The sequence below is a fragment of the Specibacter sp. NPDC057265 genome (genome assembly GCF_042668835.1).
Classification (GTDB): domain Bacteria; phylum Actinomycetota; class Actinomycetes; order Actinomycetales; family Micrococcaceae; genus Specibacter.
Window position 1 is genome coordinate 1 of the sequence record NZ_JBHUYE010000022.1, and the last position, 18043, is coordinate 18043.

General features: G+C 66.0%; 14 protein-coding genes. 6 read left to right on the top strand and 8 right to left on the bottom strand.

Features of this window, described 5'->3' with window-relative positions:
• Window positions 1–42: 42 nt before the first annotated feature.
• From ACFUCV_RS12960 to ftsY, 4 genes are all read right to left on the bottom strand, one after another.
• Complete coding sequence (locus tag ACFUCV_RS12960; RefSeq protein WP_380816346.1) at window positions 43–381, bottom strand: P-II family nitrogen regulator; 339 nt, start codon at window positions 379–381, stop codon at window positions 43–45.
• Entirely contained in the window at window positions 378–1721 is a 1344-nt protein-coding gene (locus ACFUCV_RS12965) for an ammonium transporter (RefSeq protein ID WP_380816348.1), read from the bottom strand. The genes ACFUCV_RS12960 and ACFUCV_RS12965 overlap by 4 nt, the downstream gene beginning before the upstream one ends.
• 196 nt (window positions 1722–1917) lie before the next feature.
• Complete coding sequence (locus tag ACFUCV_RS12970) at window positions 1918–2583, bottom strand: LuxR C-terminal-related transcriptional regulator (RefSeq protein ID WP_380816351.1); 666 nt, start codon at window positions 2581–2583, stop codon at window positions 1918–1920.
• Window positions 2584–2862: 279 nt separating this feature from the next.
• Window positions 2863–4047, bottom strand: a complete 1185-nt coding sequence (gene ftsY, locus ACFUCV_RS12975; RefSeq protein WP_380816354.1) for a signal recognition particle-docking protein FtsY — start codon at window positions 4045–4047, stop codon at window positions 2863–2865.
• Between the two features lie 67 nt (window positions 4048–4114).
• Here ftsY and ACFUCV_RS12980 point away from each other — a divergent pair, with 67 nt between their 5' ends.
• Window positions 4115–5347: an MFS transporter gene (locus tag ACFUCV_RS12980; RefSeq protein ID WP_380816357.1), complete on the top strand. Its 1233-nt coding sequence runs from the start codon at window positions 4115–4117 to the stop codon at window positions 5345–5347.
• 8 nt (window positions 5348–5355) lie between these two features.
• Here ACFUCV_RS12980 and ACFUCV_RS12985 read toward each other — a convergent pair whose 3' ends face one another.
• Together ACFUCV_RS12985 and ACFUCV_RS12990 are read right to left on the bottom strand one after the other, a co-directional pair.
• Entirely contained in the window at window positions 5356–5877 is a 522-nt protein-coding gene (locus ACFUCV_RS12985; RefSeq protein WP_380816361.1) for an NAD(P)H-dependent oxidoreductase, read from the bottom strand.
• Window positions 5874–6383: a flavin reductase family protein gene (locus tag ACFUCV_RS12990; protein WP_380816365.1), complete on the bottom strand. Its 510-nt coding sequence runs from the start codon at window positions 6381–6383 to the stop codon at window positions 5874–5876. The genes ACFUCV_RS12985 and ACFUCV_RS12990 overlap by 4 nt, the downstream gene beginning before the upstream one ends.
• A 522-nt stretch (window positions 6384–6905) precedes the next feature.
• Between ACFUCV_RS12990 and ACFUCV_RS12995 the strand changes: the two genes are divergently transcribed.
• Window positions 6906–7790 (top strand): PhzF family phenazine biosynthesis protein, encoded by an 885-nt coding sequence (locus ACFUCV_RS12995; RefSeq protein ID WP_380816367.1) that lies wholly within the window; start codon window positions 6906–6908, stop codon window positions 7788–7790.
• Window positions 7791–8072: 282 nt separating this feature from the next.
• Entirely contained in the window at window positions 8073–8657 is a 585-nt protein-coding gene (locus ACFUCV_RS13000; protein WP_380816369.1) for a 5-formyltetrahydrofolate cyclo-ligase, read from the top strand.
• A 26-nt stretch (window positions 8658–8683) separates the two neighbouring features.
• Here ACFUCV_RS13000 and ACFUCV_RS13005 read toward each other — a convergent pair whose 3' ends face one another.
• Window positions 8684–9343 carry a cyclodeaminase/cyclohydrolase family protein gene (locus ACFUCV_RS13005; RefSeq protein ID WP_380816371.1) on the bottom strand — a complete coding sequence of 220 codons (660 nt, stop codon included), beginning with the start codon at window positions 9341–9343 and terminating at the stop codon, window positions 8684–8686.
• A gap of 102 nt (window positions 9344–9445) precedes the next feature.
• Window positions 9446–13087: a chromosome segregation protein SMC gene (gene smc, locus ACFUCV_RS13010; protein WP_380816373.1), complete on the bottom strand. Its 3642-nt coding sequence runs from the start codon at window positions 13085–13087 to the stop codon at window positions 9446–9448.
• 254 nt (window positions 13088–13341) lie between these two features.
• Between smc and ACFUCV_RS13015 the strand changes: the two genes are divergently transcribed.
• From ACFUCV_RS13015 to ACFUCV_RS13025, 3 genes are read left to right on the top strand one after another with little or no spacing between them, the layout of a single operon-like run.
• Entirely contained in the window at window positions 13342–14367 is a 1026-nt protein-coding gene (locus tag ACFUCV_RS13015; RefSeq protein WP_380816375.1) for a 3-oxoacyl-ACP synthase III, read from the top strand.
• Window positions 14361–17024 carry an alpha/beta fold hydrolase gene (locus tag ACFUCV_RS13020; RefSeq protein WP_380816377.1) on the top strand — a complete coding sequence of 888 codons (2664 nt, stop codon included), beginning with the start codon at window positions 14361–14363 and terminating at the stop codon, window positions 17022–17024. The genes ACFUCV_RS13015 and ACFUCV_RS13020 overlap by 7 nt, the downstream gene beginning before the upstream one ends.
• Entirely contained in the window at window positions 17021–18043 is a 1023-nt protein-coding gene (locus ACFUCV_RS13025) for an NAD-dependent epimerase/dehydratase family protein (protein WP_380816379.1), read from the top strand. The genes ACFUCV_RS13020 and ACFUCV_RS13025 overlap by 4 nt, the downstream gene beginning before the upstream one ends.

Sequence of the window (18043 nt, forward strand, 5' to 3'; positions counted from 1 at the left end):
CGGGCGGGCTTTTCAGCCACCCGGCTGCCGCCGTCGTCCGCATTAGATGGCTGCCACCCCGCGCTCGCCGGTGCGGACCCGCACGGCGTCATACACCTCCACGAGCCAGACCTTGCCGTCGCCGGCGGTTCCCGTGTTGGAGGTGGCCACGATGACGTCCATGAGGTCGTAGGCCTGGTCGTCTGCGGCGAGGACCTCAATGCGGACCTTGGCGTGCAGGTCCACGGTGTATTCGGCACCCCGGTAAACCTCGGTGTGTCCGCGTTGGCGGCCGTAGCCGTGGGCGCTGCTTACTGTCAGCCCTTGGACCCCGTAGCTTTCCAGGGCGTTGCGGACCTCGTCAAGTTGCTCGGGCCTGATGATCGCTGTAATGAGTTTCATGCGTCGACCTTCTCCACAGTTGCCTCGGTGATGGGCGCCTTCTCCGCCATGGGCATGAAGGCCCCGGAGCTGCGCCCGCCAATGTCATAGGCGGACTCGGCATGAACGGAAACGTCAATGCCGGCAGCTTCGTGTTCGCTCTTGATGCGGAACCCCATGGTCTTGTTGATGGTCCAGCCAATGACAAACGCCAGGACAAAGGAGTACACCGCAACGGCAAGTGCGCCAATGGCCTGCAGGCCCAGCAGTTCAAATCCACCACCGTAAAACAGGCCGGTGCCGGCTGCAGGGGAACCGGGGTCGGCGGCGAGGCCGATGAACAACGTTCCCACCATGCCTCCCACCAGGTGAACGCCCACCACGTCCAGCGAATCATCAATGCCCAGACGGTATTTCAGCCCCACCGCCAGGGCGCAGGCGGCACCGGCCAGCACTCCCAAAACAATGGACCACATGGGGGTCAGCGCCGAGCAGGCAGGTGTGATGGCCACCAGCCCTGCCACGGCACCGGAGGCGGCACCCAGTGAAGTGGCGTGGCCGTCGCGGATCTTTTCAATGAGTATCCAGCCCAGGATCGCGGCGGCGGGAGCGGCCAGCGTGTTGATCCAGGCATAGCCGGCCACTGCATTGGCACCGAGCGCGGAGCCGGCGTTGAAGCCAAACCAACCGAACCAAAGCAGGCCGGCGCCGAGCATGACGAACGGGAGGTTGTGCGGGCGGTGGCTGGGATCCTTGCCAAAGCCCTTGCGCTTGCCAAGGATCAGGGCCAGGGCCAGGGCGGCGGCACCGGCGTTGATGTGCACGGCCGTGCCACCTGCAAAGTCAATCACGCCCAGACCCTGGCCGATCCAGCCGCCCGTGGGGTTGCCAGCGGCGTCCTCCGTAAACGAGAAGACCCAGTGTGCCACGGGAAAATACACCACCGTCACCCAGATGGCCGCGAAGGTCATCCAGGCACCGAACTTTGCGCGGTCGGCAATGGCGCCAGTGATCAAGGCAACGGTGATGATGGCAAAGGCTGCTTGAAAACCAACAAACACCACTTCCGGGATGGACCCCACCAACGGAGCCCCGTCACCTGTGTCGAGGACACCCTGCAGGCCCAGCTTTTCCAGCGGGTTGCCCACCAAACCGGCCCCTGCATCGGCACCAAATGTTGCCGAGTAGCCGAACACGACCCAGAGCACGGCGACAATGCCAATGGCGCCGAAGCTCATCATCATCATGTTCAGGACTGCTTTTGAGCGGGTCATGCCGCCATAGAAAAACGCGAGTCCCGGGGTCATCAACAGCACCAAGGCTGCCGAGATAAGGACCCATGCTGTATCGCCAGTGTTCATTGGGCTGGCCTTTCATTGCAAGAGTTGCTGCTTGCCGCATCATGGAGGCGGTGCACTGTGGACTCTTACAATGTTGTGTTGCCCATGTTTCACATCAGGGCTGTGAATATTTCACCTGCGTTACGTTTGCAACGCGCAGGTAAATTCGACGCTGCACCCGTGTTTCAGGCATGTTTCCTGCCTAACGGGCCGGCCCCTAGCGGCTCATGGCCTTGGTGATGGCCACGGCTATCTGCACCCGGTTGGTGACACCGAGCTTGTTCATGATGTTGGAGACCAGAAGTTTGACCGTGGCCTCGCTCAGGGCCATGGAGCTGGCCAATTGCACGTTGGTCAGCCCTTCAGCAATGCCAATGGCAACGGTTCGTTCCCTGGAATTGAGGGCCTCACACCGGGTTCGTTGATCGACGTCGTGCCCCGTGTGCCGGGCCATCAGGGCCGCACGTGCTTCATCGCTCACCAGCAAGGCCCCGCCGCGGTGGACCATCCGCAGGACCACTGGCAGGTCCTGGGCAATGACATTGTTATGCAAAACCGCGCTCACACCGTCAAAAACAAGTTCTTCGGCTTCTGTAAACGGCAAATTTCCCATGACCACCACTATGGGTGGCTGGGGCAGTCTGGCCAAGGTCCGGCAAGCCACAGCCAACGGCTCCTGCTGCATGCCGGCTACCACCAACACCAGATCCACAGGCTCTTCCCGCAGCAGCTCCAATGTCTCCTGCGAATCTGCCGGCGTGCCACAAATGACGATCTCTTCGGCAACGTTCAAGAGTTGGGACAGGCCCAGATTGGTCACATAATCCGAACCCACCACCGCCACGCGCAAGGGTTGGATGTGATCGTCGAGGACTAAAGTCATGTCCTGCCCACCATTAAATTGCTCACGGCGAATCCCATCAACTGGCTTCCCACTTCATCAAAGTGGTCTGTGATGCACCTACCATTTTAGCCTAGAGGGGCCAGGCGATCTGCTGGAAAGCCTCATCCAAAAGGCTAATGATTACCGGATCCACGGCATTTTCGGGCTCCGCGCCCCCTCGGGTGGAGGTGCGCCTTAGCTGGGCCATCAACAGGCTGGCGTCAACGCAAAAATGCCCGCCGAAGCGGGCATTTTTGGTAACACATCACATGGAAACCGCTAGTTCAACAAGGCATCGACAAAGTTCTCGGCATCGAAGGGGGCCAGATCGTCAGCGCCCTCGCCCAAGCCAATCAGCTTCACTGGAACACCGAGGGTGTTTTGAATGGCCACCACAATTCCGCCCTTGGCGGTGCCGTCTAGCTTGGTCAGCACGATGCCGGTGATGTTGACCACCTCAGCAAACACCTTTGCCTGGGTCAAACCGTTTTGGCCGGTGGTGGCATCAAGGACCAGCAGGACCTCATCAACGGTGGCCTGCTTTTCAATGACGCGCTTGACCTTGCCGAGTTCGTCCATGAGGCCCACCTTGTTTTGCAGGCGCCCGGCAGTGTCAATCATGACCACGTCGACTTCCTGGTCGATGCCTGCCTTGACGGCCTCATAGGCCACAGACGCTGGGTCCGCGCCATCGACGTCGGACTTCACGGTGGGCACACCCACGCGGGCACCCCAGGTGGCCAGCTGCTCGGCCGCGGCGGCGCGGAAGGTGTCGGCCGCGCCCAGCAGCACGTCCTTGTCCTCGGCCACCAGCACCCGGGCCAGCTTGCCCACGGTGGTGGTCTTGCCCACGCCATTGACGCCCACCACCATCAGCACCGCCGGCCGGCCCTCGTGGCGGGCAATGTTCAAGGTGCGGTCCATGGTGGGATCCACCAGCTTAATGAGCTCTTCACGCAGCATGGACTGCACGTGCTCGGGGCTTCGGACGCCCAAAACCTTCACGCGGTCGCGCAGCGTGTCCACCAATTCCATGGTGGCATTGGTGCCAATGTCGGCCAGCAGCAGCGTCTCCTCCACTTCTTCCCACACATCTTCATCAATGGTGTCGCGGGAGAGCAGCGCCAGCAGGCCCTTGCCCAGGGCATTGTTGGACTTCGCCAGCCGGGCACGCAGACGCACCAGGCGTCCGTCCACCGGCAGCGGGGTCTCCAGCGCCGGAGCCGTCGGCGCCGGCACAACCATTTCCACGTCCGACGGCGGCGCCGGGGCCTCCGGGCGCTCCTGAACCAGGGTGCTGCCACCGGGGGAATCGGCGGCATCCAGCGGTGCGGGATCGTTCGCGTCACGCGGGCCAACATAGTTTTGCTTGCTGCGCCGGGACTTGAGGAAGACGGGGATGAGTCCGCCAATGACGGCGAGCCCAACCACAATGGACAAAATGATGGGGAGGATTTCATTCACGTCCCCAGTCTCTCACGGCGAGCCTGGGGAGCTGCCGGACCCTTGACATGTGGCACACTCATCTGTGATGCAAACGCCCACTTCCGCCACAAAAAATCCAGAGCCGGCAGCCGTAAAACTGCCCCGCGAAATCAAGGTTCTGGTGGCCGCCGCCTTCATGATTGCCATTGGCTTCGGCATTGTGGCGCCCGTGCTGCCGCAATTTGCGCAGAGCTTCGACGTGGGCGTCACGGCCGCGGCCGTGGTGGTCAGCGCCTTCGCTTTCACCCGGCTCATTTTTGCTCCGCTGAGCGGCTGGCTGGTGGAACGCACCGGCGAGCGGATCACGTACATTGTGGGCATCCTGATTGTGGCCGCCTCTTCGGCGGCATGCGCCTTCGCGCAGGATTACTGGCAGCTGCTCATTTTCCGGGGCCTGGGCGGCATTGGCTCCACCATGTTCAGCGTCGCCGCCATGGGCCTGCTGATCCGCCTCGCTCCCCCACAGGCCAGGGGCCGCGTCTCCAGCCTGTACTCCGGTTCGTTTTTGCTGGGAAACATTGCCGGACCGGCCGTGGGCGGATTGCTCGCCGGCCTCGGCATGCAGCTGCCGTTCCTGGTCTACGCCGGGGCGCTGGTGCTGGTGGCGCTGCTGGTGGCCACCCAACTGCCCGCCATTGCCCTGGGCAAACGCAAAGGCCGCGCCAGCACCCAGGCCGCCGCCCCCAAGGTGGTGCTGCCCCTGCGTGAAGCGCTGACGCTGCCGGCCTACCGCGCCGTGCTGAGCTCGGGGTTCGCCAATGGCTGGTCGGCCTTTGGCATCCGCATGGCCCTGGTTCCGCTCTTTGCCACGGCCGTGCTGGGGGCAGGCCCGGAAGTGGCCGGAGTTTCCCTGGCCGTGTTTGCCATTGGCACCGGAGCTGCCTTGACGTTCTCAGGCAAACTGGCCGACAGTTGGGGGCGCAAACCCATGATCATGGCCGGTCTGGCCGTCAACGGCATTGCCATGGGCGCCCTGGGCTTCACCGGCAATGAGCTCTGGTTCTTTATTGTCTCAGCCATTGCCGGCCTGGGCAGCGGCCTGATGGGGCCTGCCCAGCAGGCCACCGTGGCCGACGTCATCGGCAACGGCCGTTCCGGTGGGAAGGTCCTTGCCACCTTCCAAATGAGCGGGGACCTCGGCGCCATCATTGGGCCCATTGCGGCCGGCGTCCTGGTGGACGCTTTTTCCTATGGCCCCGCCTTCCTCATGGCCACCGCGGTGGCCCTGCTCAGCTTCCTCTTCTGGCTGCCCGCCAAGGACACCCGCCAATCCTTGTAGATGCCCGTTCACACCAGCGGGCGCAGGGACTGCAGCGCCGCCGATCCCTGAACCGCACGGGCCAAATCAACCAAGGCTGCACCATGGCGCTTGGACAGCTCCGTGGCACGTGCGTCCGCTTGGCCGCCGGCTTCAAAGTCCGTGCCCCGAAAGTACAGGTCCGGGGCCAGCACCTGGGTGCCAAAGAACCCCGTCAAGGTGGTGGACAGCTCCCGGGTGCCCAAGAAATGTTCCCCGGAGGCACCTGTCATGACCACGGCCACGGGGGTACCGGCCAATGGTTCGGCGCCCGCTTTGCGGTCAATTTTTTCCAACAGCGCCCGCAGCGCGGCAGTGTGCGTGGCCCGGTAGGTGGGACTTCCCAGCACGACGGCGTCAGCGGCGGCAATGCGTTCCACAACGTCCGGATCATCATGGCGGATCAGCTCCGTTTCAGCCCCGCTGCCCGCCGCCCCGGCCAAAACGGCCGTTATGGCGGCGGCCGTCTTCCCGGGCCCGTAGGGGCTGCCGTCAACGCCGAGAACCTTCATGCCGCGGTCCCCACCAGGGCTGCCTGCTGCTGAATGCGGGCATAGGACCCTTTGTAAAACAGCAGCGGTTCAGCCTCGGCCCGGGCCTGCAGGGCCTGGACGGAACCCACCACAATGGTGTGGTCCCCGCCGTCGTACTCCTGGTGCAGTTCGCAGTCCACCCAGGCAAGGGCCTGGTCCAGCACCGGATTTCCCAGGGGCGAACTGCTGTAGCTGACGCCGGCAAACTTATCCGCCCCGGAGCGGGCAAACTGTCCCGAGAGGTGCTGGTGCTCGGCGGGGAGGATATTGACGGTGAACCGTCCCGCAGCGCGCAGCAGCGGCCAGCTTGAGGAGGTCCGGGCCGGGCTGAAGGTGACCAGCGCCGGCTCAAGGGAGAGGGAGGCGAAGGACTGGCAGGTGAAACCCACCGGGCCATGGGGCGTCGTTGCGGTGATGATGGTCAGTCCGGTGGCGAAGTGCCCCAGTACGGTGCGCAGTTCCTGCGGGGTGACGGGCGGTGTCATGGCGCTTCCTTTCGTGGTGGTGGTGCAACAAAACCACCCGGCCCGCCGGCTCTTCAAGTACCACGCAACGCACGGCAACACGGCTCAACATGCCGTGACGCGGCGTAACAACGGGCCTCTGCCACACGGGTTCACCCCGGGCGTCTTTGGACCATGACTTCCCTGGAGGCAAGCCCACCCATCACGTTTGCAGTGCCGTCACAGCCACAGGCCGTGGCTGTCGCCGCGCCAATGCGTATTGTTACGGCAGCGAGCGCGGCCAACAACGCGGCACTTCATTGCTCCCGGTTGGATTTTTGGCTGCTGCGGTACCGACTACCCGCGCATCCGGCACCGCTGATCCAGGCCCGGGAAGAAAATGGGCGCCCTTTCGTCTGTCCGGGCCATTGGGACCGCGGGATCGCCAGGACCAACCACCACGGGCTTGACCGCTACACTTTGGCCCATCACCACGTCGATTGACGTACGGCAGCCAACCACCTTGTGCAAGCAACATGTACATCCGGACAGCAAGGAAAACCCATGCACAGCAACCCAGCAGCAAACGCCTCCCCCGATGCCCAGGCGCCCCGCGAACGTTACCTGAAGGTTCCCCTGGTGCAGATCGACGCCTTCGCCGACAACATCTTCCAGGGCAACCCGGCCGCTGTCATGCCCCTGCCAAGGTGGCTGCCAGACGAAGTCCTCCAGCAGGCGGCCGAAGAGAACAATCTCTCCGAAACGGCATTTCTAGTGAAGACCCTGCCCGACGGCGTCCTGGAGCCTGGCCCCGCCCCTGCCTATCACCTGCGCTGGTTTACCCCGGCCGTGGAGGTGGAACTGTGCGGGCACGCGACCATGGCCGCCGCCTCATACCTCTTTGCTGACGAGCATCCCGAGGCCAAGGAGCTGCAGTTCTATACCCGCAGTGGCTGGCTTTCGGTGACCCGCGCCACTGACGGCCAATACACCATGGACTTCCCCTCCGAGGTCCCCGTGCCGGTGGCCATCGACCCTGAGATCGCCAAGGCGCTGGGGGTTCCGGTGTCCGAGGCCCTGCAGGCCACCGACCTGATTTACATGGTCGCGGACGCCCAGACCGTCATTGACCTTTCCCCGGATTTTTCGGTCCTGGCCGCACTGCCGGTTCGCGGGACGATCGTCACCGCCCAGGGCACCGGAACCGAATATGATTTTGTCTCCCGGTGGTTCGGTGCCGAAGCGGGCGTTTCCGAGGATCCGGTCACCGGGTCCGCCCACTGCCAGCTGGCTCCGCTCTGGGCCGAACGCCTGGGCAAGAATGCCATGCTGGCTCGACAGGCCTCGGCCCGGGGCGGAACCGTGCGGATCAACTTAGCAGGTGGGCGCACCCTGCTGACGGGCCGCTGCGTACGCTTCATGGAGGGCAGCGCTTTCCTTCCTTGCTGAAGCCACTGTCCCGGATCACGCCCCGCCGCTCGGGATGGGCCACATGATCCGGACCTCCGGCTGGAAACACGCGCAATCACGGTGCTGCGTCCCGCCCAAGATCCAGTTGCGGACCCCGAACCATGGTGCTGGCCCTCTCTTTTTGCGATCCGAAAAAACGCCTGCATAAATAGGCAGGTGAACTGAGCAACCCGGACTCTTCCTGTCGCAAATATACTGGCGGCCCCTGCGAGTGCGGCCGGAGGGTCTGCAGCTCATGGAACCAGACGCTAGTGTTGTTGGATGATGTCGAACGCAGCGGTGGCGGATGCAAAACGTGCTTTGCGTGCCGAGATTCGTCTACGCCGCCGAAGCCGGTTGTCCAGTGAGCAGGACTTGGCGACGGCCGGACTGACGAAAAACTTAATCGCCCTGGTCCGTCAGCTTGCGCCCGCATCGCTGGGATGTTATTTGTCCTCTGCGGATGAACCAGGGACGCGGCCGTTCCTGGCTTGGGCCGCGGCGGAAGGCCTGGATGTCCTCGTCCCGATCAGCAGGGCGGACGGGCATCTTGACTGGGTATATTCGCGCGGCGGACCTGAGCAGCCCGGCCTGTTCGGAATATCCGAAATGGTTGGTGAAGTGGTGCCCGCCAGCGTGTTCCGGAAGGTCAATCTGCTCCTTGTTCCGGCCGCTGCAGTGGACCACTCGGGAATGAGGATGGGCTGGGGCCGGGGCTATTTTGACCGGGCGCTGGCCTCCTTGGAGGATCCCCCTCCGGTTTTCGCCGTTGTCTACGACGACGAAGTGCGCACAACGGTTCCAAGCGAGTCCCATGACAGGCCTGTGGATGGTGTTGTCACGCCCAGTCAGGTTCATCAATTCTGACCGGTTTCACTTGGAGGCCGCGCCAGTCATGCCGCGTCGGTTGGTGCGGCCCGGTGATCGATGTCCGCGGTCAGGCCGTCAATTCGGTCAAGTGCGGCGTTGAGGCGCCCGACGGTGGACCACAACGCAGGATGTTGTTGTTGAATCTGTTCCAAAGTGGCGCCCCCTGACTTGAGGGCAGCGAGGTCGAAACTGACATTGGTGCGCGCCCCTGTTATTGCTGCCCTGAGGGCCCCGAACGCGACCACGGCATCGGCAATAAGCGCTGGGTTGCCATGGCTGGCGAGCCACCCCAAATCTTCTATGGCATCGATGGCCCGCTCCCCGAGCTTCGCAGATGCCTGGGCGGCTGCCACGGATGCCCGGTGTATTGCATCCTCCCGTTCGGGTCCGGGTTCCCGCCGAAACGCGTCCCCGAAAGCCTGGGATGCGGACGCGTCGTCGTCGGCCAACCGGAGGGCCGCTTCTCGAAGTGAACGCGCCCGCGTCCGGATATCCGCCACTTCCTTGCCCTGCTGCCCTTCCACCTGCGTGTAGCCGGCAACCATTGACGTTAAAGACGCCGCTACTGCAAGCATCACCCCCGCCCCGGCACCGCCACCTGGGGAACCGGAGGCCTCAGCCAACGCCCGGGTCCAATCCTCAACCGTCGAGCCCTGGGTTGTCACTGCTTCAGAATCAGTCATACAAACAAGTGTGCCCGCTGACGGACACCTTCAGCCACCCCCTGGAGAATGGGAGCGCGAAGGCGATGCCTGTGGTTCTGGCCTGTGGTTTTCCCTCCAGGGTCACGCCGGGGCGGTCCCGGACCGGTCCATGCGCTGACTGATCACTGTTGAGACGCCGTCGCCCCTCATGGCCACCCCGTACAGCGCATCCGCCACATCCATGGTGCGTTTTTGATGGGTGATGATGATCAGCTGGCTGGACTGGCGCAATTGTTCAAAGATGGTGATGAGCCGGCTGAGGTTGCTGTCGTCCAAAGCCGCCTCCACTTCATCCATCACATAAAACGGTGAGGGGCGGGCCTTGAAAATGGCCACCAGCAACGCCACCGCCGTCAGTGAACGCTCCCCGCCGGAGAGCAGGGAGAGCCGCTTGATTTTCTTCCCGGCCGGCCGGGCCTCCACCTCGATGCCGGTGGTGAGCATGTTCCCGGGCTCGGTCAACACCAGCCTGCCCTCCCCGCCAGGGAACAGCTGGCCAAAGACCTCTTGAAACTGTGCGGCCGTGTCCGCGTACGCTGCCGCGAACACTTCCTCCACCCGCTGGTCCACTTCCTTAATGATGTCCAAAAGGTCTTTGCGGCTGGCCTTGAGGTCCTCCAGCTGTCCGGACAGGAACTGGTGGCGCTCCTCCAAGGCGGCAAATTCCTCCAACGCCAGCGGATTGACCTTCCCCAGCGCCGCAAGATCCTTCTCGGCGGCCCTGAGGCGTTTTTCCTGCTCCGCCCGGACATAGGGCACGCCTTCCTGCAGCGGCGTGCCGTCGGCGTCCACGGCCACACGCAGCTGGGCCCACTTGTCCCCTGCCGGGTCCGGATCACTTGGCACCGGCGTGTGCGGTCCAAACTCCTGCACCAGGTGGTCAACGCTGAGCCCCAGTTCCAGTTTTGCCCGGTCCGCCAGGGCCGCAATCCGCAACTGCTGGGCATTTCGCGCCAGTTCGTCCTGATGGACGCTCCGGGTCAGTGCGGCCAGTTCCTGTTCGCACCCGGCAGTGGCCTTGCGGACCGCCACGAGCTCCACGTCCCGGGCGGCACCGCTTTGCTCCGCGGCGTCGCGCTCCTGGGCGGCCAGCTCAATGGAACGCTCCAGCGCCTGCACCAGCACCGATGCCCCCTCGGCAACTGCTGCCGCCTTGCCGGCGGCGAACAGCCGCCGTTGTGCGCGCTGCTGCGCCTGCCCGCGCGCGCTGCGTTCCGCCGCCGCCGCCCATTCCAGGCCCGCCGCCCGGGAGGAGGCCGTCTTGAGGGCCTCCTCCGTGCCGCGCAGGCTCAGGCGTGTCTCCATCTCCACGGCCCGCGCCGCCACGGCGGCTGCTGCGAGCGTGTCGCGTTCGGCCACGGAAGGCTCCGCCGCCGTGGCGGAACCGGTGTCCTGCAGCTGCGCCAAGCGGGCGGAAAGCTCCTGCAGCGCCGCTTGCTCCTGGATCAGTTTGCCGTTGGCCGCGGCCAATGCCTGCCCGTGGCGTTCGGACTCCCCCGCCGCCGAACGCAAGGTGGCGCCCAGGGCACCCAGGCGCTCCGAGACAGCCGCCAACTTGGCGTCGGACTCATGCAGGGCCGCCTGCGCAACCGCCTCGGCCTGGGCCAGCTCCGCCCGGCGTGGCCGCAGCCCGGCGAGCGCAAAGCGCGCCTGCTCCGCGCGCACGGTGGCCGCATGCAGTTGCACATCCGTGGCATCGACCGCCGCCTGCAGTTCCAACAACGACGGCGCCGTGGCGGAACCGCCCTGGAAGCGGTGGCCCGAGACCACGTCACCGTCCACGGTGACTGCCCGCAGGCCCGCGTGGCGGGCAGCCACCTGCTGGGCGGCAGCCAGATCGGCAACCACCACCGTCCCCGCCAGCAGGGCATCGAGTGCCGGGCCGAGTTCAGCGGCTGCGCCCACCTGTTCCCGGGCCACCACGGCCCCGCTGATGGCCTGCGCCGCCTGCCGTGCAGCCTCCTGAAGTTCCTGCTGCGCGGCTCCGGCATGCCGGCCGGTCCCGCCGAAACCGCCGGCCACCACCAGGGTCAGCTGGCCGGCGTCATGGTCCTTGACAAGTTCCACCGCGTGCAGGGCCGCGGCGGCGTCGGCCACCACGACCCCTTCGGCGGCGCTGCCCAACGCCGCCGCTATGGCCCGCTGCTGGCCGGGGGCAATATGGATGAGCCGGGCCAGGGAGGCCAACACGCCCGCCGGGGCCGCTTCCAGCAGATGTGCCCCGGCATCCCGGCGCAGCAAACCCACGGCCAAGGCCTCCCGGCGGGCGGTCAGCGAGTCCCGTTCACGCTCGGCCGCGAGTTGTTCGGCCCCCACCGCGTCCATCCGCGCAGTAATTTCAGCCAGCGCGGCCGCCGCCAGCTCGTAGCCGCTGTCAAGGTTTTCCTCCCCCGCCTCGACCGCCGCCACCTCGGACTCCAGGGCGGCAAATTCCCGGGCCGCGGCACTGTGCCTGTCGGCGCTGGCGGCCTGGTTCTGGTGCAGGCGCCCAATCTCAGCCTGCGCAAAGTCCACCCTGGACCTGGCTGCGGCCACCTTCCCGGCCCAGCGCGCCATGGCCTCCCGGCTGTCGGCCATGGCCCGCAGTTGCTCCCGGACGCGTTGTTCCTCCGCGCGCACCGCAGCCTCGGCGTCCTCCTTCAGTGCCACCGCGTTTTCCAGGTCCAGGCGCTGCTGCTGCAGCGTCAATGCCAGCCCGTTTTCCTCCGCACGCAGCCGGGCGGCCTGCGCGGCCAGCTTGTCGGGGTCACGGTTGGGATCGGCGGCGCTGTCCTGCGGGGCCAGGTGGCTGCGGCGTTCGGCGGCGAGGACGGCCAGGGCCTTGAACTGCTCCCGCGTGGCGCACAGCTGGTACCAGGTCCCCCGCGCGGCGTCCAGCACCGGCGTGCCGGCGGCGGCTGCCTGTTCCAGCTGAGCAAGCCGTTCGCGGTTCCCTGCCAGCTGTCCTTGGATTTCCTGGCGGCGCAGCTGGTGGGCGTGCTCTGCGGCTTCATCCCGGGCGGCGGCGGCGCGCAGCGAAACAACCTCATCGGCCAGCAGCCGGGCACGGGCGTCCCGGACGGCGAATTGCACGGATTGGGCCCGGCGGGCCACGGCTGCCTGCTTGCCCAGGGGCGTCAGCTGGCGGCGCAGCTCCCCGGTGAGGTCGGTGATGCGCGCCAGGTTCGCGGACATGGCATCAAGTTTGCGGAGCGTTTTTTCCTTCCGCCGGCGGTGCTTGAGGATCCCTGCAGCCTCTTCAATGAAGCCGCGGCGTTCCTCCGGGGTTGCATGCAGCACCTTGTCCAGCTGCCCCTGCCCCACAATGACATGCATCTCGCGTCCCAGGCCGGAGTCCGAGAGCAGTTCCTGAATGTCCAACAGCCGGCAGGCGGTGCCGTTGATGGCGTATTCGGAACCGCCTGCCCGGAACAGCGTGCGGGAAATGGTGACTTCGGCGTAGTCAATGGGCAGGCCGCCGTCGGCATTGTCAATGGTCAACGTCACCTGGGCACGGCCCAGCGCGGGGCGTGCGGAGGTGCCGGCGAAGATGACGTCCTCCATCTTCCCGCCACGGAGCGTTTTGGCGCCCTGTTCGCCCATGACCCACGCCAGGGCGTCCACAACATTGGATTTTCCGGAGCCGTTGGGGCCCACCACTGCCGTCACGCCGGGCTCAAAGTCGAAGGTGGTGGCAGAGGCGAAGGACTTGAATCCACGCACAGACAGGCTTTTTAGATACAAACTGTTTTCTTTCCCTGCTCCGGCACTGATCTTCACAAGCCAATCTACCGTGAATGCAGGACATGCACCGGGGACCGTGGGTCCTTGTATGCCACAAAGAGGATGTGCGCGAATACCCCTTCAAGGTGCATAGTTAACGGTGGGTCATGATCTGCGCGGGGAGCCCCACAGGGCCGGTCCCGCCAGGATCACGGCATGGTCACCAAAACAGCGGTGCCGTCCACTACCGGAATCCATAAGAAAAAGGCTGGAATTTGATCGGCAACGCTACCTTTCGTCACCACAACACTGCCTTGCTTGCCGTTTCGAGCATTGAGGCGCCGGTGGTCGTCAGGTCCAGTGACTTTGATAACCGGCTGGCCCCGAGCCTGAAGCGGCTGCGCCTGTCCAAACGGCTGCTCGAACGCGTTGCCGGAGTGGAGGAACGCCGCTGGTGGGCCCCTGGGACCTCCTTTGACGACGCCGCCACCGAGGCCGGTGCCAAGGCGCTGGCCGAGGCCGGCATTGAACCGGGCCAGGTGGGCCTGCTCATCAACACCTCCGTGACGCGCCGGAACCTGGAACCATCGGTTGCGGTGAAGATCCACAATGGCCTGGGGCTGCCGTCGTCGGCCATGAACTTTGACGTCGCCAACGCCTGCCTGGGATTCGTCAACGGCATGACCCTGGCCGCGAACATGATTGATTCAGGCCAAATCCAGTACGCCCTGATTGTTGCCGGTGAAGATGCCCAGACAACACAGGAAACCACCTTTGAACGGCTGAACGCCGAAGGCTCCACGCGTGCGGACTACCTGCGCGAATTTGCCACCTTGACCCTGGGCTCCGGTGCCGCCGCCGCCGTTATGGGACCGGCGGACCGCCACCCAGAAGGGCACCGGATCCTCGGCGGGGTGTCCCGCGCCGGCACCGAACACCACGAACTGTGCGTGGGCGGCCATGACGGCATGTTCACCGACACCAAAGGTTTGCTGGACAACGGGCTGGAACTGGTCACCGACGCCTGGAATGAAGCGCACACCGATGGCTGGGACTGGCGTGCCATGGACCGCTACGTGACCCACCAGGTGTCCAATTCCTACACCAATGCGATCATCAAGGCCGTCAACCTTTTGAAAAACAGGGTCCCCATCACCTTCCCCAAGTGGGGCAATGTGGGCCCTGCCTCACTGCCCATGACCTTGGCCCAGGAATCCCAGAGCCTCAAGCCCGGGGACCGGGTGCTGTGCATGGGCGTGGGCTCCGGGCTGAACACCACCATGATGGAAATTGCGTGGTAGCTGTGGCACACGCTGCGTCCCGTCCACAGCCGTGGCCCGGGGTGGAGGCGTCCTGGCAGCGCAGCCGCACCATTGCTTCCACCGCCGCCGTTGATCCGGCCGGGTCCGCGCACCAATGGCACTACCTGGACAATGAAGACGATGTGCTCGCCACCGGGATGGAGCCGGTGGGCACGCTGCTGTGCGTCCATGGCAACCCCACCTGGTCGTATTTATGGCGCACCTTCCTGGCAGCCGCCACCGCCCCGGAGACGCTGGCGGCCGGCGGGCCGTGGCGGGTCATTGCGGTGGACCAGCTGGACATGGGATTTTCCGAACGCACCGGCACCTTCCGCCGCCTGGCCGACCGCATCACTGACCTGTCCGACTTCACCGCCGCCCTGGATTTGAGCGGGCCCGTGGTCAGTGTGGGCCATGACTGGGGAGGCCTGATTTCCCTGGGCTGGGCCACCGGCCACCGGGATCAGCTGGCCGCGGTGGTGTTGACCAACACGGCCGTGCACCCGGCGGGTTTTGCGCTGCCCCCGGCCCTGCAGCTGGCGCTGCACCCGGCTGTCCACGGCTGGGGGACCACCACCACGCCGGCCTTTTTGCGCGTCACGCACGATTTGGCGCGGCCCGCCCTGGCCAAGGACGTGCGCGCGGCGTTCATGGCCCCCTACCGCAGCTCCTCCCGCCGGGCCGGGGTGGGCAATTTTGTGGCCGACATCCCCGCCGGCGAAGACCACCCCTCGTGGCCGGCCCTGGCCGGGGTCTCCACAGCCGTCGGCACCCTGGACGTTCCGGCATTGATGCTGTGGGGCCCCCAGGACCCGGTGTTTTCGGACCGCTATCTGCGTGATCTGCGCACCCGCCTGCCACACGCCGATGTGCACCGCTTTGAAGGCGCCAGCCACCTGGTGCAGGAGGACCGCGACGTCGCCACCCCCACCTTTGCGTGGCTGGCCCAAAAAGTGGCGTCCCCCGCCGCGCCGCCCGCCGCCAACCCCGGGGCCGGTTTTGTTCCCATGCTGGCGGAGCTGGATTCACGCCGCGAAGACCACGGCACCGCGGTGGTGGACATGGTCCCCTCCGGCACGGGCAGCAAGGAGCTCAGCTGGGCCCAGCTGGCCTGCGATGTTGACGACCTGGCCCGCGGCCTGCAGGATCTGGGCGTCAGGTCCGGGGACCGGGTCAGCCTGCTGGTCCCCCCGGGCATCACCTTGACCACCTTGATCTACGCCTGCCTGCGCCTGGGGGCCATCATTGTGGTGGCCGACGCCGGACTGGGCACCAAGGGCATGAGCCGGGCCATCAAGGGCGCCGGTCCCCGGTACCTCATTGGCATTGACAGGGCACTTGCCGGGGCCCGCCTGTACAACTGGCCGGGCATTAAAATAGCCGCCGGGGACTTCACCGCCTCCTCGGCCACGGCCAAACGTGCCGTGCTCAATGCCGTGGCCACCGTGCCGCAGCTGCTGGCCAACGGCCGGGTGCTGCGGCTTGCCGGCGGCGCACCCGCCTTTGCCGCCGGGAGCCCGGATGATGATGCCGCGGTGCTGTTCACCTCCGGGTCCACCGGCCCCGCCAAGGGCGTGGTGTACACGCACCGCCAACTGGCCGCCATGCGTGACACCTTGAAAAGCAGCTATGGGCTGGCGGCCAGGACTTCCCTGGTGGCGGGGTTTGCCCCCTTTGCCCTGTTGGGTCCGGCACTGGGCGCCACCACGGTGACCCCCGCCATGGACGTCACTGCCCCGCGCACCCTGACCGCCACCGCACTGGCCCAGGCGGCCGCCGCCATCGACGCCACAGTGGTGTTCGCCTCCCCCGCCGCGCTGGTGAACGTGGTGGCGACGTCGGCGGAACTGACGCCGGCACAACGCCGGGCCCTGGCCGGGGTGGAGCTGGTCCTTTCCGCCGGGGCACCCCTTGCCCTGCCGCTGCTGGAGCAGGTGCAGGAACTGGCGCCCAAGGCGCAGCTGCACACCCCCTATGGGATGACCGAGGCACTGCCCGTCACCGACATTGACCTGGCCGGAATCCGCGCGGCAGGTCCGTCCAACGGCGTCTGCGTGGGGACCGCCGTCAGCGGGGCCACCGTGGCCATTGCCCCGCTTGAGGCCGATGGCACGGTGCAGCTTGCAGCGGGCACGACGCCGGGCATCACCGGGGAAATCCTGGTGTCCGCCGCGCACGTGATGGACCGCTATGACGGCTTGTGGATCACCCAGCAGCACAGTGCCGCCATTTCCGGCTGGCACCGCACCGGTGACGTGGGCCACCTGGATGCACAGGGGCGGCTGTGGGTCGAGGGCCGGCTGGCCCATGTGTTGACCACGGCAACGGGCATCAGGACCCCCGTGGCCGCCGAACAGGCAGTGGAACTGGTGCCCGCGGTGTCCCGCGCGGCCCTTGTGGGTGTGGGTCCGGCCGGGACGCAGGCGGCAGTGGCCATTGTGGAGATCCAGCCCGCCGCGCAGCGCCCGGGATTGGCGTCCGCCGCCTTGGCCGCGCAGGTGCGGGCAGCCGCGGAGCCCCTGGGGCTGACACTGTCGGCGGTGTTGGTCATTGACGCCATGCCCACCGATGTCCGGCACAACTCCAAAATTGACCGGGCCAGGCTGGCCCGTTGGGCCACGCGGATGCTTGCGGGCGGAAAGCCCGGGAAGCCGTGAGCGGTGCTTGGCCGGCCGGGGACGCGGCCGTCCGGCGCGTGCTGGTCACCGGCAGCAGCGGCATGTTGGGCGGTGCCGTCGCGCAGCTGCTCCATGAGCGCGGTTTCCTTGTCCGTTCCCTGCAGCGCAGCGCCGTGGATTCCCCCTGGGAGAGTGTTCAGGGTTCAGTGGCCGATCCTGCGGTGGCCGCCTCAGCGGTGGCGGGCGTTGACGCCGTGGTGCATTTGGCCGCGAAGGTGTCCTTCACCGGTGCGTGGGACGAATTTGTCGCCACCAACATTGTGGGCACGCGCCAACTGCTCGACGCGGCACAGCGCGCGGGTGTGCGGGATTTCGTTTTTGTCTCCTCGCCCTCCGTGGCGCACTTTGGTTCCGCCATTGTTGGTGCCGGGGCCCAGGCGGCCAATCCCACGCTGGCCCGGGGCCACTACGCCCGTTCCAAAGCCGCCGCCGAGGAGATTGCCCTGGCGCAGGACTCCCCCACCTTCCGGGTCACGGCCCTGCGCCCGCATATTGTGTGGGGGCCCGGGGACACCCAGCTGGTGGAGCGGGTGGTGGAACGTGCCCGTGCCGGGAGGCTGCCGCTGATTGACGGCGGCCGCGCCCTGATCGACACCAGTTATGTGGACAATGCCGCGGAGGCCATTGTGCGCGGACTTGAACGCATGGACCATGCCCATGGGCAGGCGCTGGTGATCACCAATGGCGAACCACGTCCGGTGGGTGAGCTGATTGCCGGCATTTGCGCCGCCGCGGGCGTGCCCGCGCCAAGCCATTCGGTCCCCGGCGGCCTGGCACGGGGGGCCGGGTCCATCATTGAAAAGGCATGGACCGCCGCAGGTGCCCGCGGCTGGGTGCGGGACGAACCGCCCATGACACGCTTTTTGGCCGAACAGCTCTCCACAGCCCACTGGTTTGATCAGCGGCACACGCAGGCGGTGCTGGATTGGACGCCCGCAATCAGTCTCGATGAGGGTCTGGCCCGGTTGGCCGAACATTACCGCCGGCGGCAAATCTAG

Bases quoted from the DNA above. Each gene is read 5' to 3' on its own strand.
- ACFUCV_RS12965 (WP_380816348.1), bottom strand. From the start codon at position 1,721: ATGAACACTGGCGATACAGCATGGGTCCTTATCTCGGCAGCCTTGGTG.
- ACFUCV_RS12980 (WP_380816357.1), top strand. From the start codon at position 4,115: ATGCAAACGCCCACTTCCGCCACAAAAAATCCAGAGCCGGCAGCCGTA.
- ACFUCV_RS12970 (WP_380816351.1), bottom strand. From the start codon at position 2,583: ATGACTTTAGTCCTCGACGATCACATCCAACCCTTGCGCGTGGCGGTG.
- ACFUCV_RS12960 (WP_380816346.1), bottom strand. From the start codon at position 381: ATGAAACTCATTACAGCGATCATCAGGCCCGAGCAACTTGACGAGGTC.
- ACFUCV_RS12985 (WP_380816361.1), bottom strand. From the start codon at position 5,877: ATGAAGGTTCTCGGCGTTGACGGCAGCCCCTACGGGCCCGGGAAGACG.
- ACFUCV_RS12990 (WP_380816365.1), bottom strand. From the start codon at position 6,383: ATGACACCGCCCGTCACCCCGCAGGAACTGCGCACCGTACTGGGGCAC.
- ACFUCV_RS12995 (WP_380816367.1), top strand. From the start codon at position 6,906: ATGCACAGCAACCCAGCAGCAAACGCCTCCCCCGATGCCCAGGCGCCC.
- ACFUCV_RS13005 (WP_380816371.1), bottom strand. From the start codon at position 9,343: ATGACTGATTCTGAAGCAGTGACAACCCAGGGCTCGACGGTTGAGGAT.
- ACFUCV_RS13000 (WP_380816369.1), top strand. From the start codon at position 8,073: ATGATGTCGAACGCAGCGGTGGCGGATGCAAAACGTGCTTTGCGTGCC.